Genomic DNA, 20,993 nt, shown 5'->3' with positions numbered 1-20,993 from the left:
CCAACCCGATAATTAGGAATGCCTTTACAATAGCGACTTTTGGGTGCTCCGGCCATGATTTCCAACGAGGGTAACGAAGCGGGCGCGCCGCGCGTGGGCGTGGTGATGGGCTCCCGTTCGGACTGGGAAACGATGGAGCACGCCTCCAGCATGCTGACCCGCATGGGCATCGTGCACGAGGTCCGGGTCGTCTCGGCCCACCGCACCCCCGACCTCCTCTTCGACTACGCGAACACGGCTCGCGGGCGAGGCATCCAGGTGATCGTGGCGGGCGCCGGCGGCGCCGCACACCTGCCCGGCATGCTCGCCGCCAAGACCCCACTGCCCGTGTTCGGCGTGCCCGTGCAGTCCAAGGCGCTGAACGGCATGGATTCGTTGCTTTCGATCGCCCAGATGCCGGCGGGCATCCCCGTGGGCACCCTCGCGATCGGCCGGGCCGGGGCGACCAACGCCGCGCTGCTCGCCGCCGCCGTGCTCGCCCTGCACGATCCGGCCGTCGCCGCCGCGCTGGACGCGTTCCGCGCCGAGCAGACCCAGACCGTGCTCGACAACCCGGATCCCCGTTCGTGACGCGCCGGCTTCCCACCGTCGGCATCCTCGGAGGCGGACAGCTCGCGCGCATGCTTGCCCTCGCGGCCGCGCCGCTGGGCATCCGCACGGTCGCCTTCGACCCCGTCGCCGACGCCTGCGCGGGGCAGGTCACCGAGCTGACCGTCGCCGGTTGGGACGACGAGGCGGCGCTCGGCGCGCTCGCCGGCCGCGTCGACGCCGTGACGTTCGATTTCGAGAACGTGCCGGCCGCCACGGCGGAGCGGCTGGCGGGACAGGTCCCGGTACACCCGAATGCCGGCGCGCTCGCCGTCGCCCAGGACCGGCTGGCCGAGAAGACCCTGTTCCGGGAGTCCGGCCTGTCGACGCCCGAGTTCGCGCCCGTCGACACCCGCGAGGACCTCGTCGCCGCGGTCGCCCGCATCGGCCTCCCGGCCATCCTCAAGACCCGTCGTCTCGGTTACGACGGCAAGGGGCAGTTCCGCCTGAAGACGGACGCCGACGTCGACGCAGCCTGGTCCGCGCTCGGCGAGGCGGCCGGCAAGCATGGCCTGATCCTCGAAGCCTTCGTGCCGTTCGACCGCGAGCTTTCCGTGGTGGCCGTGCGCGGACGCGACGGCGCCTTCCGCACCTGGCCTTTGACGCGCAACTGGCATGTCGATGGCGTGCTGTCGGTGAGCCTGGCGCCCGCGCCGGGTACGTCGGACGAACTGGAAGCGGCGGCGGTCGCGCATGCGAAGGCCATCGCCGAGCGGCTCGATTACGTCGGCGTGTTCGCGCTGGAACTCTTCGTGCGTGGCGGCGAGCTGCTCGGCAACGAGATGGCGCCGCGCGTGCACAACTCGGGACACTGGACGATCGAAGGCGCCCATACCAGCCAGTTCGAGAACCACATCCGCGCCGTGCTCGGCCTGCCGCTCGGCGACACGGGCGTGCGTGGCTGCAGCGCCATGCTCAACTGGATCGGGCAGATGCCCGACCCGGCGCCGGTGCTGTCGGTGGCCGATGGCCACTGGCACGACTACGGCAAGGAAGCGCGCGAGGGCCGCAAGGTGGGCCACGCGACGGTCTGCGCCCCGGACGCGGGCACGCTGCGGACGAGGCTGGCGGAAGTGGCGGTCGGCCTGGGACGCGAAGCGCAGGTGGCGCCGGCGCTCGAAGCGCTCGGCTGACCGACCGGAGGTGGGAGCGGATACGATCCGCTCCCACGGGATCAGGCGAGGTTCTTTTCCGCGAAGTCCCAGTTCACCAGGTGCCAGAAGTTCTCGAGGTACTTCGGACGCGCGTTGCGGTAGTCGATGTAGTACGCGTGCTCCCACACGTCGGCGGTGAACAGCGCCGTGTCGCTGCCGGTGAGCGGCGTGGCGGCGTTCGAGGTGTTCACGATGGCCAGCGAGCCATCCTGACGCTGCACGAGCCAGGTCCAGCCCGAGCCGAAGTTGCCGGTGGCCTGCTTCGTGAACTCTTCCTTGAACTTGTCGACCGAGCCGAAGGCCTTGTCGAGGGCTTCCTTGAGCTTCGCCGACGGCTCGGCGGCCTGCGAGGCGGGACGCATCGAGTTCCAGTAGAAGGTGTGGTTCCACACCTGGGCGGCGTTGTTGAAGATGCCGCCGGACGAGGTCTTGACGATCTCCTCGAGCGTCTTGTTCTCGAACTCCGTTCCCTTGATCAGGTTGTTGAGGTTCGTGACGTAGGTCTGGTGGTGCTTGCCGTAGTGGAATTCGAGCGTTTCGGCCGAGATGTGCGGCTCGAGGGCATTCTTCTCGTAGGGAAGCGGAGGAAGTTCGAACGCCATGAGGGGCTCCTTAGCGGTGGCTGGGGGGATGGGCGCAGGCAGGGAGGGGCAGGCCGTCGCTGCTACACTATGTAACTAATCGCATTCTAATGATGAAATCCGACCTATGGACGTCGTAGACGAGATCAAGGCCATCGTGGCGGCCCATCCGATCGTGCTTTTCATGAAAGGCACGCCGGAATACCCGACCTGTGGCTTTTCCGACCGCGCGGTGAAAGCCCTGCAGGCGGCGGGCGCGACGTTCCATCCGGTCAACGTGCTGGCCGATCCGCGCATCCGCGCGGGCCTGCCCCATTATTCGAACTGGCCCACGTTCCCGCAGCTGTTCCTGCTCGGGGAATTCATCGGTGGCTGCGACATCGTCGAGGATCTCCACGCCGCCGGCGAGCTGAAGCGCATGGCGGCCGACGTGGCCGGAGCCGAATCGTGAGCGCGTTACCCTCCGCTCGGCTCCCCGGCGACTGGGCCCCGGCCCCGGGCCTGCTGGCCGGTCGTGTCGTGATCGTGACCGGCGCCACCGGCGGTCTCGGCGGCGAATCGGCCCGGGCGATCCAGCGCGCCGGCGGCACCGTCATCATCACGGGCCGCAAGGTGCGGGCCCTGGAAAAGTTCTACGACGAACTGGTCGCCCTCGGCGGCAGCGAGCCGGTGATCCACCCACTCGACCTCGAAAGCGCCACGCCGGCCGATTACGCGGCGCTCGCCGAGGGCGTCGAGAACGAGTTCGGCCGCCTGGACGGCATCGTGCACGCGGCGGCGCACTTCAACGAACTGACGCCCATCGCGATGCACAAGCCCGACGACTGGCTGCGCGCGATGCAGGTCAACGTGTCCGCGCCCTTCGCGCTGACCCAGGCCTGCATGCCGCTGCTGGCGAAGGCCGACGACAGCGCCGTGGTGTTCGTGCTGGACGATCCGGAGCTGCTCTCCCGCGCGCACTGGGGTGGCTACGGCGTGTCCAAGGCCGCCGTGGAGCGCATGGCCGCGGTGTTGCACGCGGAGAACGGCCGTGGCGCGATGCGCGTGCACGCGCTGCTGCCGCCGCCGATGCGCACGGCGCTGCGGCGGGCCGCCTACTACGGTGAGAACACGCTCGACCGGCCGCTGCCGACCGCGTCGGCCGACGCCGTCGTCTATCTGCTCTCGGGCGCCGGCGCGCCGGCGCGCGGCACCGTCCTCGACATCCGCCACACCCATTGACCACGCGCCGCCCGCTCCTGGGCGGGCGCACGAAGGAGTTCTACCCATGGAAACGCAGATGACGACGTTGTCCGCGGGCATCCTGCTGTTCCTGATCATGGATCCGCTGGGCAACATCCCGCTGTTCCTCGCCCTGCTGAAGGACGTGCCGCCCCAGCGCCGGCGCAAGGTGATGATCCGCGAGCTGCTGATCGCGCTCGGCGTGCTCGTGGCCTTCCTGCTCGGCGGCCAGTACATCCTCAAGGTGCTGCAGCTGCGGCAGGAGTCGGTGAGCATCGCCGGCGGCATCGTGCTGTTCCTGATCGGCATCCGCATGGTCTTTCCGCCGGTCGAAGGCGGCGTGTTCGGCAAGCCGGGCGAGGGCGAGCCGTTCATCGTGCCGATGGCGATCCCCGGCGTCGCCGGACCGTCGGCCATGGCGGCGCTCCTGCTGCTGACCAATTCGCAGCCGGGCCGCACGGCGGAGTGGGGCATCGCGCTGTTCCTCGCCTGGCTGACCACGTCGGTGATCCTGCTCAGCTCCACCTTCCTGTTCCGCTGGCTGGGCGAAAGCGTGCTTACCGCGCTGGAACGCCTGATGGGCATGCTGCTCATCGCCCTCTCGGTGCAGATGTTCCTGGGCGGCCTGTCCGCTTATCTGCACATCGCGGTCTGATCAGAGCATCCTCAGCCGCGGCCATTGCCGCAGGAACATACGTGGCGGTAGGGTTGCTGTCATAATTGCCCGCGAGCATGCGCGGAAGGGTAGGAAGCTCCTATCCTCGGGCATGGGCCGAAAGGCCTGATATGGGGCATTGAGGATGTTCGAAGGCACTATGCGTAATCACGTCTCTGCACCGGCCCGGCACGGCAGCCACCGTTCGACGTCACAGGGAGCCTAAGACATGCTGAGCATCGATCAGACACTGCTGGAACGCGTGCCCTGGCTGGCGCAGCATCCGCTCCTGCGCAAGCCGCTCGTCGGGATGCTGGAAACCCTGGCGCACGAAGACCGCTTCAATCGCACGCTCGCCTACGCGGGCAACGCGGTCGGTTTCGACTTCTGCGAGAAGACCCTCGATTACCTCGGCGTCAGCTGCCGCGTCACCGAACGCGAGCGCGAGAACATTCCCGTCGAAGGCCCGCTCATCGTGGTGGCCAACCATCCGCTGGGCATGGTGGACGCCATCGCGCTGATCCAGCTCATCGGTTCCGTTCGCCGCGACGTGCGCATCCTCGGCAACGAGGTGCTCTCCGCGGTGCCGCAGCTCGGTCCGCTGCTGCTGCCCGTCGACGTGTTCGGCAAGGGCGCCTCGTCGAAGATGCGCGGCGTGTTCCGCGCGCTCGAAGCCGGCGAAGTCATCATCATGTTCCCCGCGGGCGAAGTGTCCCGCATGCGCGCCGGTGGCGTGCGCGACGGCAAGTGGTCCGACGGCTTCGCCCGCCTCGCCATGCGCGCGGGCGTGCCGGTGCTGCCGGTGCACATCGCCGCGCGCAATTCGGTCGCGTTCTACGGCCTCTCCATGCTCGCCAAGCCGCTGAGCACCGCGATGCTTCCGCGCGAAGCGACGTCGGGCAAGCAGCGCGTGGGCTTCCGCATCGGCAAGCTTGTCGATGCCGACGAACTCAAGCAGGCCAGTGGCGATAACGCGCAGCAGGCCGCGAAGCTGATGCGTCGCCACGTCTACCGCGTGGCGCGTCAGCGCGGGCTCGTCTTCGGCGGGCAGACGCCGCTGGCGCATCCCGAGCCCGTCGAGCGCGTCGTCGCGGAACTCGACAAGGCCGAGCTGCTGGCCGAGCTGCCGGATGGCAAGAAGATCCTGCTGATGCAGGGATCCAGCGACAGCTACGCGCTGCGCGAGATCGGCCGCCTGCGCGAGCTCACGTTCCGCCGCGTCGGCGAGGGCACGGGCAAGCGCCGCGACCTCGACGCCTACGATCCGCACTACGAGCACCTGGTGCTCTGGGACGCGAAGGCGCTGCGCATCGTCGGCGCGTACCGCTTCGGCCACGGTGGCAGGCTGATCGCCGAGCACGGCATGAGCTCGCTCTACACGTCGAGCCTCTTCGATTATTCGCCGGCGCTGGAATCGCGCCTCGCGCAGGGCCTCGAACTCGGGCGCAGCTTCATCGCGCCGGCGTACTGGCGTTCCCGCGCGCTGGACCAGCTCTGGCAGGGCATCGGCCTCTACCTGCAGCGTCACCGCGAACTGCGCTACCTGTTCGGGCCGGTGAGCATGTCGGTGAGCATGCCCCGCGAAGCACGCGAGTGGATCGCGGCGGCGCACCAGCATTTCTTCGGCGTGCAGGGTCTGGCCGCCGCGCGGCAACCGTTCGTCATTCCGGAAGCCACCATCGAATCCGTGCGCAACGAGCTCGCGGGCCTCGATCCCGCGGCGGGCCTCGGCCGGCTCAAGCATCGCCTCGATGCGCTGGGCGTCACGCTGCCGGTGCTGTACCGCCAGTACGTCGACCTCGTCGAGCCGGAGGGCGTGCAGTTCCTCGCCTTCGGTGAAGATCCGGACTTCTCGGGCTGCGTCGACGGCCTGGTGATGCTCGATCTCGCTTCGCTCAAGCCGGCCAAGCGGTCGCGGTACCTCGGCAAAGCCTGATATTCCAGGCCGCCCGGGATGTGGCGTCGGTCGGGGGCTGGGGCTCGCGGCCGGCGTGTGCGGGGACTTTCTGACCGAGGCGAAAAGATGTCGCGCGCAGGGCGCGCTCCTACGGCGGTGTTCGTGAAGGCGGCTGTTACCGCGACGGCGGTGTCGTCGGCATCTTAATGATTAAAATCAATGGCTTGTGGCCATCCGCCGGGTGGCTAGGAAAAATTGGTATTTATCAAACCGGCGTGAAAACGTTACAAAAGTGTCATACAATGCCGTTAAAGTTGGCTTAACAACTGTCGCCACCGCGTTACGACTCGTGACCGGGTTCACATAGAGACGACACAGCCACCAGTTGGGGAAGTCCAAGCGAAGCGCGCCACCCGGCCCCTTGCCGAGTGCCCCTTCGTGCGGCCGAAGATTTTTTCGTTGCAAGCCACAGGGTCGACCATTAGATGAATAGCCGAATCCGCGCCAAACTTCTGCCGCTCGCGATCGCATCGCTGCTCGCGGCACCTGCTGCGTTCGCGCAGGAGACGTCCTCCACCATCAGCGGTCGCGTCCTGGACGCCAGCGGCCAGCCGGTGAGCAACGCCACCGTCACCATCGTGCACGAGCCCTCGGGCACGACGAAGACGACCGTCACGGATGCCGCCGGTCGCTATTCGGCTCAGGGTCTGCGCGTCGGCGGTCCGTTCGACGTCACCGCGTCGAAGGAAGGCACGCCGTCGGTCCGCCAGGACAACGTCTATCTCCAGCTCGGCGCCGACACGGCCGTGAACCTCACCGCCGGTGGCGCCGCCAGCGCCGCCGATGCCACCGCGCTGGGCGCGGTCACCGTGTCCGCGGTGTCGGGTCAGTTCACCTCCGAGAACAAGGGTCTCGGCACGAACATCTCGCAGGCCGAACTGAAGGCCGCGCCGTCGCCGAGCGGCAACATCGCCGACATCGCGCGCCGCGATCCGCGCGTCAACGTCGACCACGGCACGGGCGCCATCTCGGCCAACGGCCAGAACACGCGCCTCAACAACATCAAGGTCGACGGCCTGGGCGTCGGCGACCCGTTCGGTCTGAACTCGACCGGCATGCCGACCGTCGGCTCGCCTGTGTCGCTCGACACGATCGACTCGTTCAACATCTCGACCGCCAACTACGACGTCTCGTCGGACACCGTCGGTGCCGAGATCAACGCCGTCACCAAGTCGGGCACGAACGAATTCCACGGTTCGGCCTACTACGGCTTCAAGAACGCCAGCAGCATGGTCGGCAAGGCCGGCTGGCTCGACAACAACCGCGACTACACCGAGTTCGACCGTAACTGGAAGGCCGGTGCGACCGTCGGCGGTCCGATCATCAAGGACAAGCTGTTCTTCTTCGCCGGTTACGAGAAGGAAGAAGTGACGGGCCTGAGCTCGGGCGCCGTGAACGGCCTCGATCCGACGCTCGCCAATTCGACGCTCAACAAGGTGTCGCCGGCCGACCTGCAGAAGATCATCAACGGCGCGAATGCCCTGGGTCTTTCGCCCGGCACGACCGCCGCCAACGCGGGCACGCTGACCGACAAGCGCTACATCGCGAAGATCGACTGGAACATCACCGACGGTCACCGCATGAACCTTGCGTACTCGCGTACCAAGGAAGTGAAGCCGAACCCGCAGGGTAACGGCGTCAACTCGATCGGCCTGTCCAGCTACTGGTACACGGTCAACTCGGACATCAAGAACTACACGCTGCAGTCGTTCGACGACTGGGCCGACAATTTCTCGACGGAAACCAAGGTCGGTTACAGCGACTACCAGCTCAACCGCTCGGTCGACACGCAGCAGCCGCAGATCACCGTGCGCGTGAACAACACGAACTTCGGCACGGCCGCCACCGGTCCGACCGTGAACCTCGGTGAAGATCAGTTCAGCCATTACAACAGCGCGTCGGTGAAGAGCCTCAACGCGATGTGGGCGGGCACGCTGTACCTCGACGACCACACCATCAAGGGTGGCGTCGAATGGGAGCGCAACCGCATCTACAACCTGTTCGGTCGCACGCAGTTCGGTGCGTACACGTTCGGCAACAATGGCCAGAACAACATCGCCAACGGGCTGTACAGCAACTACTCCCTGTACCGTCCGGCGCCGGGCTACTCGCTTAACGACATCGCCGCCCAGTGGGAGCTGCGTCGCAACACGTTCTTCCTGCAGGACACGTGGCAGCCGACCGAGGCCCTCTCGGTGCAGTTCGGTTTCCGCGTCAACAAGTACCTGACCGACGACAAGCCGCTCTACAACGCCGACTTCGCACGTACCTACGGCTTCAGCAACGCGAACACGATCAACGGCAGCAAGCTGGTCGAGCCGCGCTTCTCGTTCAACTACACCTTCGACAGCGAATACAAGACGCAGCTGCGCGGTGGTGTCGGCCTGTTCCAGTCCGATCCGCCGACAGTGTGGATGACGAACCCGTACCAGAACAACGGTATCAACATCGTCACGTATTCGTACGATCGCAACGCCAACGGCACCTGCAACCTCGGCACGCAGAAGAACATTGCCTGCCCCCTCTTCAGCGCCGATCCGTTCAATCAGCCGATCAGCGGTCCGGGCGTGACCCCGCAGCAGGCCGTCGATACCGTCGACAAGAACTTCAAGCTGCCGAGCGTCTGGAAGTCGTCGCTGGCGTTCGATCGTGAACTGCCGTGGCAGGGCATCATCGGCACGATCGAGTGGCAGCACATCGAAGTGCAGGATGGCATCCTGTACCAGAACCTCAACCTCGGCGCGCCGACCGGCATCATGCCGGATGGTCGCTACACGTACGCCGGCTGCATCGGCGGTTCGACGCCGCTCAACGGTCCGGCCGCCACGAACTGCGCGACCGTCGTCAACGGTGTGAACAACCTCAATGGTGCGAACACCGGCGGCGCCAACGCCCGCTTCCGCCAGAACGGTCGCTTCGCCCAGGGTGTCACCTACCTGACGAACACCAAGAAGGGCGGTTCGGACACGGTCACGCTGTCGTTCTCGAAGCCGATGGCCGACGGTTGGGCATGGAGCATCGCGGCGACCGGCGGTCACGCGACCGAAGTGAACCCGGGCACCTCGAGCCAGGCCACGTCGAACTACTCGAACAGCGCCTGGTATAACCCGAACGAAGACGTCGCCTCCACGTCGAACACCAACATCGCGAAGCGCCTCAACGCCTCGCTGACGTGGCAGCACAACTTCTTCGGCGACTACGCCACGACGATCAGCGCGTTCTACGACGGCCACAGCGGCGTGCCGTACAGCTGGATCTTCGGCAACGACTCGAACGGCGACAGCTACTCGAAGGACCTGGCGTACATCCCGACCCGTGGCGATGGCACGATCTTCCGCAACGCGACCGGCTCGGCCGCCGCTTCGCAGGCGCTCGTCGACCAGTTCTACAGCTACATCCAGGGTGACGACTACCTGCGCAAGAAGCAGGGCGAAGTCGCTCGTCGCAACGGCGCCACCTCGGCCTGGGTCAACCAGATCGACCTCAGCCTGAGCCAGGAAATCCCGGGCATCTTCAAGGGCAACAAGGGCGAGATCCGTCTCGACGTCTACAACTTCCTGAACCTGGTGAACAAGGACTGGGGCCAGCAGTCGTACATCGGCTTCCCGTACACCCGCACCCTCGCCAACTTCGGTGGCGTGGATCCGGCGACGGGCAAGTACATCTACAACCTGCCGACCGACGCCAACGGCAACTACCAGCCGGGCCAGAAGGCGATCTACGACGCCCCGACCGACAACAGCGCGACCAAGGTCAATCCGGTCTCCCGCTGGTCGGCGATGCTGACGGTTCGCTACACGTTCTAAGCGAAGGATTCGCCTGAAAGACGAGAAGCCGGCACCTGCAAGGGTGCCGGCTTTTTTCTTGGCCGTCCGGTCGCTGCCCTGGACGCGGCCCGAGACTTGACCCCCGCCGACGACTCGCGTGATCCTAGGCGGTCCGCTCCCGACCCGGGGCGGGGTTCGCCGCTAATTCGCGGTCAGAAGGAACGTAACACCATGAATGCCATCCAGTTCGGGGATCCGGTCAGCGGCAAGACCGTCAGCGCCCGCGTCTCCCCGGCCGGCGGTCTCGACATCCTTTCCCGCAACGAGGTCGCGCGCCTGCGCGACGCCAGCGGGTCCGGGTTGCACCAGCTGCTGCGCCGCTGCGCGCTCGCCGTGCTCACCTCCGGCAACCTCTCCGACGATCCGGGCTCGATCTTCGAGCAGTACCCGGACTTCGACATCCAGGTGCTGCAGGAAGACCGCGGCATCAAGATCGAACTGAAGAACGCGCCCGAGCAGGCGTTCGTCGACGGCCGCATCATCCGCGGCATCAACGAGCTGCTCGTCGCCGTCGTGCGCGACATCGTCTACATCTCGACGCAGCTGGAAGCCGGCGCGTTCGACCTCGACGACACCGTCGGCATCACGCACGCCGTGTTCGAGATCCTGCGCAACTCGCGCATCCTGCGTCCGCAGGTCGATCCCAACCTCGTCGTCTGCTGGGGTGGTCATTCCATCTCGCGCGACGAGTACGAGTACACCAAGCGGGTGGGTTACCAGCTCGGCCTGCGCGGCATGGACATCTGCACGGGCTGCGGCCCTGGCGCGATGAAGGGCCCGATGAAGGGCGCGACCATCGCGCACGCCAAGCAGCGTCGCAAGGGCAATCGCTACATCGGCATCACGGAGCCGGGCATCATCGCCGCCGAGTCGCCGAATCCGATCGTCAACAACCTCGTGATCATGCCGGACATCGAGAAGCGTCTCGAAGCGTTCGTGCGCCTCGGTCACGGCATCATCGTGTTCCCGGGCGGCGTGGGCACGGCGGAAGAAATCCTGTACATGCTCGGCATCCTCCTGCTCCCGCAGAACAAGGGTATCCCGTTCCCGCTGATCTTCACCGGCCCGCAGAACTCGGCGGCGTACTTCGAGCAGATCGACCGCTTCCTGCGGCTCGCGCTGGGCGACGAGGTGGCGGAGCACTACCGCATCATCATCGACGATCCCGCGGCCGTCGCGCACGCGATGGTGTCCGGCGTCGACAAGGTGCGCAATCATCGCCTCGACAACAAGGACGCCTTCTTCTTCAACTGGGCGCTCGAGATTCCGCTGCCGTTCCAGCGGCCGTTCCGTCCGACGCACGAAGCGATGGCGTCGCTCGCCTTGCATCGCGGCCGTCCGCGTCACGAACTCGCGGCCGACCTGCGCCGCGCGTTCTCGGGCATCGTCGCGGGCAACGTCAAGGAAGAGGGCGTGCGCGCGATCGAGGCGCACGGTCCGTTCGTGATCGACGGCGAAACCGAGATCATGCGCGCGCTCGACGACCTGCTGAAGGCGTTCGTCGAACAGCACCGCATGAAGCTTCCGGGTGGCACGGCGTACGAGCCGTGCTACGTCGTCCGGACGTGATCCACGGCCGGCGCGGCGTCCTGCCGCGCCGGCCTTCCGGTGGCTGAATGTGGTGCGCGCCATGTGGCTTCGCATCACGACGTCTCCACGGCGCCGACCGGACGATGCGCGTCACTGGGACCACTGCCGGAGACGCCACATGCTCATCACCATTCTCATCGTCGTGCTGATTCTCGCCCTCATCGGCGGCCTTCCCACCTGGGGTTATTCCAGCGGTTGGGGCTATGGTCCCAGCGGCGGTATCGGCGTGATCCTCGCGATCATCCTCGTCTGCTGGCTGCTTGGCGTATTCTGACGAATCCGAATCGGCGGACCGTCGATCCGACGGTCCGCTTTTCAGCCGGCGCAGCGGACGCGCCGCCGGAGTTCGCCATGCCGCGTCCCCATCGTCCCGTACCCGATACAGAGCGCCAGGCGCCGGGCACATCGCCGCCGCCCTACGATCACGAACCCGTCGAGCGCCCTGGCCCCGACCCGGATACCGACGGCGAGCCGCCGGAGACGTGATGGCGGCACGACGACCTCGCTGGCCCGGCGACATCCTTCCGCGATCCTTCTTCCATCGCGACCCGCGTGTCGTGGGCCCTGAACTCCTCAACAAGGTGCTCGCCTGCGCCGACGGCCGGGCAGGGCGCATCGTCGAAGTCGAAGCGTACTGCGGCGCGTTCGATCCGGCGGCACACACCTTTCGCGGCAAGACGAAACGCAACGCCGTGATGTTCGGCCCGCCGGGTCATATGTATGTGTACTTCACCTATGGCATGCACTGGTGCTGCAACACGGTGTGCGGCGACGACGGCGAGGGCGTCGGCGTGCTCATCCGCGCGCTCGAACCCATCGCGGGGCTGGAGCGCATGCGCGAGGCGCGGCCGAAAGTCCGGCGCGATCGCGAACTGTGCAGCGGACCGGCGCGCCTGACCCAGGCGCTCGGCATCACCGGGGAGCAGAACGGGATCGACCTCGTGCGGGCGAAGGAGGGCTACACGGTGCTCGACGACGGCATGCCCGCGCCGGAGAACGTCCCGGGCTCCGCGCGCATCGGTATCCGCGAAGGCACGGACCTGCTGTGGCGCTGGTACGTGGCGGGCAATCCCAACGTGTCGAGGGCCTGAGGCCTCGACTTGGCCTGCGTGGCGCGGCGATATACGCTCTGCCCGAAGTCCGGACAGGAGCCCGCATGAAGCGCACCATCGCCATCCTCATCTTCGCCCTGCTCGCGGTCGACGCCGCCGCGGCCGACACGTATCGGTTCGGCTCGCAGGTCATCTCCACGGGCGACAGCGAAGGCCGCCTGCGCCAGGTGGCCGGCAAGCCCGACCGGGAGACGCCCATCGAATCCCGCCACGGCGGTCTGGAAGGGTACCGCCTCGAGTATTACCAGCGCGGCAAGTCGATACAGTTCGAGGTCGTCGACGGCCGCGTGCGGTCGATCACGCAGATCGAAAGCTGAAAGATGCGCCCAAGCGTGAAGGTTTCTTCACGAATCCGTGAGTAGCGCGTGCGTACGGTCGGCGGTCCGGGAATACAGGTGTGGAAATGACCCAGGACAATCTCGACGAACTCCGTCGAAGCCACGAGCAGTTTCGATTGCTCGTGCAGGGCGTGGCCGACTACGCCATCTACATGCTCGATCCCGAGGGCAATGTCTCCAGCTGGAATTCGGGTGCGGAACGGATCAAGGGTTATCTCCCGGACGAGATCATCGGCTCGCATTACTCGGCGTTCTTTACGCCGGAAGACGTCGCCCGGCGCGAGCCGTGGGACAACCTCGTCGCCGCGCGCGAGGTCGGGCGGCTCGAAACCGAAGGCTGGCGCGTCCGCAAGGACGGCACGCGTTTCTGGGCGCACGTGATCCTCGACCGCATCGAGGACGAGTCCGGCAGGTTCGTCGGCTTCGCCAAGGTGACGCGCGACGTCACCGAGAAGCGCAATGCGGCGATCGCCCTGGAGCAGGCCCGCGAAGCGCTGTTCCAGTCGCAGAAGCTCGAGGCGGTGGGGCAGCTCACGGGCGGCGTGGCGCACGACTTCAACAATCTGCTCATGGCGATCCACGGCAACCTGGAGCTCCTCACGCATCGCGACGACCTTCCCGCCCGCGCCCAGACGCTGGTGGGCAACGCGCTGAACGGCGTGCGTCGAGGGGTCGCGCTCGTGCAGCGCATGCTCGCGTTCGCACGCCGGCAGCAATTGCACCTCGCGCCGGTCAGCATCCCCGACCTCGTCTATGGGATGTCCGACCTGATGCGCACGTCGCTCGGGCCGGCCATCGTCGTGGAGGCGAGCTTTCGGTTGTCGCTTCCGCCGGTGCTGGCCGACAGCAATCAGCTGGAACTGTGCCTGCTCAACCTGGGTGTCAACGCCCGCGACGCCATGCCGGACGGTGGCAAGCTGGTGATTTCCGCGCGGCCCGAAACACTGAGCGAGGACACCGTGCTTGGGTTGCCCGCGGGCGGCTACGTGCGTCTCTCCGTGGCGGACGATGGTACCGGCATGGACGAAGCGACGCTCGCTCGCGCGACGGAGCCGTTCTTCACGACGAAGGGCGCGGGAAAGGGGACGGGTCTCGGCCTGTCGATGGTCCATGGCATCGTGCGGCAGTGCGGCGGGGCCATGCGTCTGAAGAGTTCGCAGCCCGGCGGCACCACCATCGACATCTGGCTGCCCGTCGCCGGCGCCACCGCCGCCGCGATGTCGCAGGGCTCGCAGGCGCCGGTCGAGCATGCTGGCCCGGCTGTGTCAGAGGATGCCATGGCGCCCTCGGTGCTCGTGGTCGACGACGATCCGCTCGTTCTCGCGACGACGGTGGAGATGCTCTGCTATGCCGGTTACGACGCCGTGGGGGTGTCGTCCGGGCAGCAGGCGCTCAGGTTGCTCGCGGAGGCGAAGGGCATCTCGATGATGGTCACCGACCAGGCGATGCCCGGCATGACGGGCGTCGAATTGGCCGCGCAGGTGACCGAGCGTTACCCCGATCTGCACATCGTGCTCGCCAGCGGCTACGCGGAGCTACCGGGCGACGCGCCGGGCATCCACGCCCGTCTGCAGAAGCCTTACGGGCGCACCGAACTCATCGCGTCGCTGCGTCGTTCTGAAGCGGGCGTGGCCTAGACGGACGCGGACGACCGCAGATTCGTGACGTCGCGACGTGGCGGGCTGCCGAACATCCGCGCGTACTCGCGGCTGAACTGCGACGGGCTCTCGTAGCCGACCGCATAGGCGGCGGCTTCCGCGCTGGAGGCGTCGGCGAGCATGAGCCGGCGCGCTTCGTGCAGGCGCAACTGCTTCTGGTACTGCAATGGCGTCATCGACGTCACCTGCTTGAACTGGCGGTGGAACGCCGAGGTGCTCAGCTGGGCCAGCGACGCGAGTTCTTCGATCCGCACGGGCTCGGCGAAGCGGTCGCGCAGCACGCGGATGGCACCGATCACCCGACCCGGCGTGGCGTGACTGGCCGCGAGTCGCGCGAGCACGCCGCCTTGCGGACCCATCAGCATCCACGCGGCGAGTTCGCGCATGATCGCGGGCTGCAGGATCGGGATCGCGGCCGGGGTATCGGCCAGCTGGACCAGCCGGGTCACCGCGTCCGCGACCGGGCCGTCGATCCGGATCATCGCCGCCGCGGGCTCGTCGTCCGGGGCAGGCCGGGGGCGTGGCTCCATGGACGACATGACATCGTGGAGCAGGGCGACATCCAGCTCCACGATCGCGCCGAGAAACGGCTCGGACGGGCTGGCCTGGGTCACCTCGCCGAGGGCGGGCGTGTCGACGCCCACCACCAGGGCCTGGCCGGCCTCGTAATCGACACGCCGCTCGCCGAACGTCGCCGTCTTCGAGCCCTGCGCCACGGCGCACAGGACGGGCCGATAGACCAGCAGGTTCGGCATGCGCGCGGTCTCCGAGCGCAGGATGGTCAGGCCCGGGACGCCGGTCGCATACGGACTCTCGCCGGGCCGCCGGCTCGTGAAGAGCGTGAGGGCATCGATGAGCGCGTCGGGCATCGGGGTCTCCGGAGGTCGGGAGCAGGATCGGGCAAGAAGGGGGCGCCTTCCGGCATTCAGGGATCGTCGTCCGGCTTCTATGGTGGCGAGCATCCCACCAACCAAGGAACCTCGCCATGAACAGCACGCTTTCTTCCCGCCGGGTCGCCCTCGTCACCGGCGGCAGCCGCGGCCTGGGTCGCAGCATGGTCCTCGCGCTCGCCGCTCGCGGCGTCGACAGCATCCTGACCTATCAGTCGCGCCGCGACGATGCCGACGCCGTCGCCGCCGCCGCCCGCGAGGCGGGTGCGCGCGCGGTGGCGCTACCGCTCGACGTCGGCAACGCCGCCTCGTTCGCCGGATTCGTCGACGCGGTTGACGGTGCGCTGGCCGAACTCGGCGCGGCGAAATTGCACTACCTGGTCAACAACGCCGGCACCTCGCTGCACAAGACGTTCGCCGAGACGACCGAGGCCGAGCTGGACGGCGTCTACGACGTGCACTTCAAGGGCCCGTTCCTGCTGACGCAAGCCCTGCTCGCGCGCATCGCCGACGGCGGCGGCATCGTGAACATCTCCAGCGGCCTCGCACGCTTCGCTGGCGCGCCGACGCCCGTGTACGGCGCGATGAAGGCCGCGGTGGAAGTGCTCACGCGTTACCTCGCGAAGGAACTCGGTCCGCGCGGCATCACGGTGAACGCCGTCGCCCCCGGCGCCATCGCCACGGATTTCAGCGGCGGCGTGGTTAGGGACAATCCGGAGGTCCAGAAGATGGTGGTCGCGAACACGGCGCTCGGCCGCGTGGGCCTGCCCGACGACATCGGCCCGATGGTCGCCTCGCTGCTCGACGACGCGAACCGCTGGATCACCGGTCAGCGCATCGAGGTGTCCGGGGGCATGATGCTCTGACGGGTCACTCCTTGCGGCCTTCTTCGAGCCGCCAGCTGTCCGGGCAGGCGAGCTGGCGGCCCTGCGCGTCCACGAGGACGCGGGGCAGCTGGCATCGGCGCACTACGGCAAGGTCGACTCTGCGATAGAAATCGCTGCAGTGCGCCAGCTCGGTGGCTGGCCGCCGTGGCGAACCGATGATTCCGACGACCTTGCCGAGCGATCTCACCAGGTGGCAAGCCTCCGCCAGGTCCGAGTCGTTGGAGATGACGACGGCGCAGTCGTAAGCGTTACTCCATGCGTCGTTGACCATGTGGACCGCAAGGTTCACGTCCGACCCTTTCTCCTCCCGATGCCACACTTCGGCATACCTGGAAGCCGGGGGAGGTGGAGGATCAACCAAACGCCGACGCTTCGGCCGTTCCTTGAATGTTCCCCAGTGGACGACCACATCGCGCGCTCGTAGCGCACGAATGTAGAAATCCTGGCGCGTGGGCTTGCCCGGGTCGTCGTCGGTGGCTTTCACTCGCGCCGTGAAATAGCGGACGAGCCGTATCGTGTTGTGCGGCCGAAGAGCGGCCGAAGCGAGTGCATGGAGGTCGAGCCACTTGGCTCCGCGCCTGCCATCCAGCAGCGAGTGAAAGAGATTGAAACCGGCGACATAAACGGCAGTGCGCAATTTTCCATTCCTTAGAAAAGGCAACGCCACCCTCGAAGGGGTGGCGTGCGACCCGGCGGCAGAAGCCAGCGGGGATGTTCAGTTATGGTGCCCCGCGCGCTCGCAGCCGTCAATCCACGCTGTTTGTCGGATTCAGCTCACGGTGCAGTAAGACATTGGCAACGTGGGCCCGCCGGCGACTCGACCCGCGGCTCCGTGTTCCGCGAGCACCAAAGAAAAAGGCCGTGCATCGCTGCACGGCCTTTCAAAACCTGGCGCCCGAAGTTGGACTCGAACCAACGACCCCCTGATTAACAGTCAAGTGCTCTAACCGGCTGAGCTATTCGGGCGGGGAGCCACGTATTTTGTGGAAGAGCGGAGGGGCTGTCAAGCATCTTTACGCTTTCGTGAAGGCGCGGCGGCGCAGGTCCAGGCCTCGTCGGCTCTCGCCGTTCTGCGCCGTGCGAGGCCCGCATTCCCGATCACGATCGCGACGGCGCTGGAGGGTCGTCCCCGCAGGCAGAGGACGAGCGTCTGGTTGCTTGCCGGCGACGTGCCGTTCGGTTTGAAGTCGACCGAGGAGCGACCGTCCCGATGGACGAGGACGATCCGGTCGTCCAGCGCTGGCTGCCGGGTATCGCCGGAAAGCGACGGGCGGACGATCCAGCCGCGGGTCCAGTCGGACGAGGCGAGGCAGGTCCGGCCATCCGCGCTCGCGCAGAGGGTGGTGGGCTGGTTTCGCCACACGGCGGCGGCCCGGGCGCGGCCGAGGGCGTCGAGGAGCGCTTCGGTGGCCACGCGGAGGCGATGGCGCGCGATCGCGTCGCCGAAGGCGGGCAGGGCGCAGGCCAGCAGCACGCCCGCGATGGCGAGGACCGCGAGGATCTCGACGAATGTGAACGCACGGGAGGCGCGATACCGGCGCATGGTTGCGTCCTTGGGTGACGGGCGGCCATCGTCGCGGCCGGAGGGCCATCCCGGTGCGGGTGCGCCGCGTCACGGCACGTAGGCGCCGGCGCTTTAAACTCGTGGTCCGAACCAGCATATCGTCAGTCATGACCGATCGCTTCCAGCTCGTATCCCCGTTCAAGCCCTCCGGCGACCAGCCCGAGGCCATCCGCCGCCTCGTCGAGGGCTTCGAATCGGGCCTCGCCGCCCAGACGCTGCTCGGCGTCACCGGGTCCGGCAAGACCTTCACGATCGCCAACGTCGTCGAGCAGGTGCAGAAGCCGACGATCGTGCTGGCGCCGAACAAGACGCTGGCGGCGCAGCTCTACGGCGAGTTCAAGGAGTTCTTCCCGCACAACGCGGTGGAGTACTTCGTGAGCTACTACGACTATTACCAGCCGGAGGCCTACGTGGTCGCCTCGGATACCTTCATCGAGAAGGATTCGAGCATCAACGACCACATCGAGCAGATGCGTCTCGCGGCGACGAAGGCGCTGCTGTCGCGGCGCGATTCGCTGATCGTGGCGACGGTCTCGGCGATCTACGGCCTCGGTGACCCCGAGGACTACATGAGTCTGCGCCTGATCCTGTCGCGCGGCGAGCACATCGAACAGCGCGCGCTGATCCGCCAGCTCACCGAATTGCAGTACGTGCGCAACGAGATGGAACTGCGCCGTGGTACGTACCGCGTGCGCGGCGAGGTGGTCGACGTGTTCCCGGCGGAGTCGGAGTCCGAGGCCCTGCGCATCGAGCTGTTCGATGGCGACGTGGAGAACCTGTCGCTCTTCGATCCGCTCACGGGCGAAGTGCTGCGCAAGGTGCCGCGGTACACCGTCTACCCGAAGACGCATTACGCGAGCACGCGGCAGAGCGTGCTCAACGCGATGGAGACGATCAAGGTCGAGCTCTCCGAGCGCCTCGAGCAGCTGTATCGCGACAACAAGCTGGTGGAGGCGCAGCGCCTCGAGCAGCGCACGCGTTTCGATCTGGAGATGATGGCCGAGGTGGGCTTCTGCCAGGGTATCGAGAACTACTCGCGGCACATGACGCGCCGTGGCCCGGGCGAGCCGCCGCCGACCCTGTTCGACTACCTGCCGCCCGACGCCCTCATGGTCGTCGACGAATCGCACGTGACCGTTCCGCAGCTCGGCGCGATGTACAAGGGCGACCGTTCGCGCAAGGAGACGCTCGTGGAATTCGGCTTCCGTCTGCCGTCGGCGATGGACAACCGTCCGCTGCGCTTCGAGGAGTGGGAGCGTCGCGCGCCGCGCGCGATCTACGTCTCCGCGACGCCGGCGAAATACGAGCTGGACCGTTCCGACGACAACGTGGTCGAACTGGTCGTCCGTCCGACGGGCCTCATCGATCCGGAAGTGGAGGTGCGTCCGGTGCGCACGCAGGTCGACGACCTGCTCGGCGAGATCCACAAGCGCGTCGCGATGGGCGACCGCGTGCTGGTCACCACGCTGACCAAGCGCATGGCCGAGAACCTGACCGATTACCTCTCCGAGCACGACGTACGGGTGCGGTACCTGCACGCGGACATCGACACGGTGGAACGCACGGAAATCATCCGCGACCTGCGCCTCGGCGAGTTCGACGTGCTGGTCGGCATCAACCTGCTTCGCGAGGGCCTCGACATGCCCGAGGTGTCGCTGGTCGCGGTGCTCGACGCGGACAAGGAAGGCTTCCTGCGGTCCAACCGCTCGCTGATCCAGACGATCGGCCGCGCGGCGCGCAACGTGCGCGGCAAGGCGATCCTCTACGCGGACGAGATCACGAAGTCGATGCAGGAGGCGATGGACGAGACGGCACGGCGTCGCGAGAAGCAGATGCAGTACAACGAGGCCAACGGCATCACGCCGAAGACCGTCGTGCGCCGTATCGCGGACATCATGGAAGGGGCCCGGGCCGACGTCGGGTCGCGCGGCAAGGGCAAGAAGGGCAAGGAGGCGAAGAAGGTCGCCGAGAGTGCGCCGGACTATGGTTCGCTGACGCCCGAGCAGGTCGGCTCGACGATCAAGAAGCTGGAGGCCCGCATGTACAAGCACGCGCAGAACCTCGAATTCGAGGAGGCGGGCAAGCTGCGCGACGAGATCCACAAGCTGCGCGAGCGGGCCCTGCGCTGACACCGTCCCCGGCCGTGGCGGCGGTTTTGCGGAAAAGCGGCCACCCCCTTGCACACCCCGTCGACGGTCGGTAAACTGCGCAGCTCTTCGGGCGGTTAGCTCAGCGGTAGAGCACTACCTTGACATGGTAGGGGTCACAAGTTCGATCCTTGTACCGCCCACCACTTCCCCTTGCGGCAGTGGCACGAAGAAACGAGAAAGGAGCCGCGGGCTCCTTTTTTTGTGCCCGCGTTTCGGGTGGTCGCGCCATCGGACATGGTCGCCGTGGATACCGGCGTGCGCCGGTATGACGGGGCGTGAGGGGCCGGTACCACGCCCCCGGTCCGTGGCAGGCGATGACGCGTACGCTAGACTCCGCTTTTCATCGACGGAGCGACGCCAGTGGCCTATCTGCTCACCAAGTCCCTGCACATCGTCTTCGTCATCGCCTGGATGGCGACGGTGTTCTACCTGCCGCGGATCCTCGTCAACATCGCCGAGGCGGGTGCGGAGCCGGCGGTGAAGGCGCGCCTCGAACTGATGGGGCGCCGGCTCTACAAATTCGGGCACAGCATGTTCGGCCTGGCGTTCCTGTTCGGCCTCGTGCTCTGGCTGTACTTCCACATCTCCGGCGGCTGGCTGCACGCGAAGATCGCGCTGGTGGTCGTGATGCTCGGCTACTACGTCTGGTCGGGACGCCTGCTCAAGCGGAGCATCGCGGGCGGCGCCTTGCCGCCGGCGAAGACGCTGCGCCTGTTCAACGAACTGCCCGTGCTGGTGCTGCTGGCGATCGTCTACCTCGTCGTGGCGAAGCCCTTCTGACGTCTCGCGCCGCGAGACGCGGATGGGCGATGATCCGCTCC

Annotated in this window: 19 protein-coding genes and 2 tRNA genes; 16 read left to right on the top strand and 5 right to left on the bottom strand. The window is 66.9% G+C overall.

Annotation, left to right across the window (positions count from 1 at the left end):
* Positions 1-54: 54 nt before the first annotated feature.
* Positions 55-570, top strand: coding sequence for a 5-(carboxyamino)imidazole ribonucleotide mutase (gene purE / locus BMW54_RS08770; protein ID WP_090054661.1), 516 nt, complete (start codon positions 55-57; stop codon positions 568-570).
* The gene (locus BMW54_RS08765; RefSeq protein ID WP_256374576.1) at positions 567-1,721 is read left to right on the top strand and encodes a 5-(carboxyamino)imidazole ribonucleotide synthase; all 1,155 of its coding nucleotides are present in this window, start codon (positions 567-569) and stop codon (positions 1,719-1,721) included. Before purE ends, BMW54_RS08765 begins: the two co-directional genes overlap by 4 nt.
* A 41-nt stretch (positions 1,722-1,762) precedes the next feature.
* Here BMW54_RS08765 and BMW54_RS08760 read toward each other — a convergent pair whose 3' ends face one another.
* Complete coding sequence (locus BMW54_RS08760; protein WP_090054659.1) at positions 1,763-2,344, bottom strand: Fe-Mn family superoxide dismutase; 582 nt, start codon at positions 2,342-2,344, stop codon at positions 1,763-1,765.
* Positions 2,345-2,450: 106 nt separating this feature from the next.
* Between BMW54_RS08760 and grxD the strand changes: the two genes are divergently transcribed.
* From grxD to BMW54_RS08710, 10 genes are all read left to right on the top strand, one after another.
* Positions 2,451-2,774, top strand: coding sequence for a Grx4 family monothiol glutaredoxin (gene grxD / locus BMW54_RS08755; protein ID WP_090054658.1), 324 nt, complete (start codon positions 2,451-2,453; stop codon positions 2,772-2,774).
* The gene (locus BMW54_RS08750; RefSeq protein ID WP_090054656.1) at positions 2,771-3,544 is read left to right on the top strand and encodes an SDR family NAD(P)-dependent oxidoreductase; all 774 of its coding nucleotides are present in this window, start codon (positions 2,771-2,773) and stop codon (positions 3,542-3,544) included. Before grxD ends, BMW54_RS08750 begins: the two co-directional genes overlap by 4 nt.
* A 58-nt stretch (positions 3,545-3,602) precedes the next feature.
* Positions 3,603-4,199, top strand: a complete 597-nt coding sequence (locus BMW54_RS08745; protein ID WP_090055846.1) for a YhgN family NAAT transporter — start codon at positions 3,603-3,605, stop codon at positions 4,197-4,199.
* 229 nt (positions 4,200-4,428) lie between these two features.
* A complete protein-coding gene (locus tag BMW54_RS08740; RefSeq protein WP_090054654.1) occupies positions 4,429-6,135 on the top strand; it encodes a bifunctional ornithine lipid synthase OlsF in 1,707 nt (568 codons plus the stop codon).
* Positions 6,136-6,581: 446 nt separating this feature from the next.
* Positions 6,582-9,962, top strand: coding sequence for a TonB-dependent receptor (locus tag BMW54_RS08735; RefSeq protein ID WP_090054653.1), 3,381 nt, complete (start codon positions 6,582-6,584; stop codon positions 9,960-9,962).
* A gap of 192 nt (positions 9,963-10,154) precedes the next feature.
* A complete protein-coding gene (gene ppnN, locus BMW54_RS08730) occupies positions 10,155-11,552 on the top strand; it encodes a nucleotide 5'-monophosphate nucleosidase PpnN (protein WP_090054651.1) in 1,398 nt (465 codons plus the stop codon).
* Positions 11,553-11,691: 139 nt separating this feature from the next.
* Positions 11,692-11,847 (top strand): DUF3309 domain-containing protein, encoded by a 156-nt coding sequence (locus BMW54_RS08725; RefSeq protein WP_089978734.1) that lies wholly within the window; start codon positions 11,692-11,694, stop codon positions 11,845-11,847.
* A gap of 211 nt (positions 11,848-12,058) precedes the next feature.
* Positions 12,059-12,664, top strand: a complete 606-nt coding sequence (locus BMW54_RS08720) for a DNA-3-methyladenine glycosylase (protein WP_090054649.1) — start codon at positions 12,059-12,061, stop codon at positions 12,662-12,664.
* A 65-nt stretch (positions 12,665-12,729) separates the two neighbouring features.
* Positions 12,730-13,002: a hypothetical protein gene (locus BMW54_RS08715; protein WP_090054648.1), complete on the top strand. Its 273-nt coding sequence runs from the start codon at positions 12,730-12,732 to the stop codon at positions 13,000-13,002.
* 86 nt (positions 13,003-13,088) lie between these two features.
* Entirely contained in the window at positions 13,089-14,660 is a 1,572-nt protein-coding gene (locus BMW54_RS08710; RefSeq protein WP_090054646.1) for a PAS domain-containing sensor histidine kinase, read from the top strand.
* Here BMW54_RS08710 and BMW54_RS08705 read toward each other — a convergent pair.
* On the bottom strand, positions 14,657-15,550 hold the full coding sequence (locus BMW54_RS08705; protein ID WP_090054644.1) for an AraC family transcriptional regulator: 894 nt from the start codon (positions 15,548-15,550) through the stop codon (positions 14,657-14,659). The two genes, BMW54_RS08710 and BMW54_RS08705, sit on opposite strands and share 4 nt — an antisense overlap.
* Before the next feature lie 116 nt (positions 15,551-15,666).
* Here BMW54_RS08705 and BMW54_RS08700 point away from each other — a divergent pair, with 116 nt between their 5' ends.
* Positions 15,667-16,437 carry an SDR family NAD(P)-dependent oxidoreductase gene (locus tag BMW54_RS08700; protein WP_090054643.1) on the top strand — a complete coding sequence of 257 codons (771 nt, stop codon included), beginning with the start codon at positions 15,667-15,669 and terminating at the stop codon, positions 16,435-16,437.
* 4 nt (positions 16,438-16,441) lie between these two features.
* On the opposite strand, the gene BMW54_RS08695 is transcribed toward BMW54_RS08700, so the two are convergent.
* The 3 genes from BMW54_RS08695 to BMW54_RS08685 all read right to left on the bottom strand — a co-directional run bounded on the left by BMW54_RS08695 (position 16,442) and on the right by BMW54_RS08685 (position 18,001).
* Positions 16,442-17,095, bottom strand: a complete 654-nt coding sequence (locus BMW54_RS08695) for an NYN domain-containing protein (RefSeq protein WP_175472812.1) — start codon at positions 17,093-17,095, stop codon at positions 16,442-16,444.
* 252 nt (positions 17,096-17,347) lie between these two features.
* Positions 17,348-17,424: transfer RNA gene (locus BMW54_RS08690), tRNA-Asn, on the bottom strand.
* A 37-nt stretch (positions 17,425-17,461) separates the two neighbouring features.
* Positions 17,462-18,001 (bottom strand): GspH/FimT family pseudopilin, encoded by a 540-nt coding sequence (locus tag BMW54_RS08685; protein WP_090054639.1) that lies wholly within the window; start codon positions 17,999-18,001, stop codon positions 17,462-17,464.
* A 128-nt stretch (positions 18,002-18,129) separates the two neighbouring features.
* On the opposite strand from BMW54_RS08685, the gene uvrB reads away from it, so the two are divergent.
* The 3 genes from uvrB to BMW54_RS08670 all read left to right on the top strand — a co-directional run bounded on the left by uvrB (position 18,130) and on the right by BMW54_RS08670 (position 20,952).
* On the top strand, positions 18,130-20,151 hold the full coding sequence (gene uvrB, locus BMW54_RS08680) for an excinuclease ABC subunit UvrB (protein WP_090054638.1): 2,022 nt from the start codon (positions 18,130-18,132) through the stop codon (positions 20,149-20,151).
* A gap of 89 nt (positions 20,152-20,240) precedes the next feature.
* Positions 20,241-20,315, top strand: a tRNA-Val gene (locus BMW54_RS08675).
* 217 nt (positions 20,316-20,532) lie between these two features.
* Positions 20,533-20,952: a CopD family protein gene (locus BMW54_RS08670; protein WP_090054636.1), complete on the top strand. Its 420-nt coding sequence runs from the start codon at positions 20,533-20,535 to the stop codon at positions 20,950-20,952.
* The last annotated feature ends 41 nt before the right edge of the window (positions 20,953-20,993 follow it).

This window comes from Luteibacter sp. 329MFSha (assembly GCF_900111665.1).
Taxonomy (GTDB): Bacteria; Pseudomonadota; Gammaproteobacteria; order Xanthomonadales; family Rhodanobacteraceae; genus Luteibacter.
Note: the sequence above shows the minus strand (reverse complement) of the source record. Positions and strands in the feature narration are given on the sequence as shown.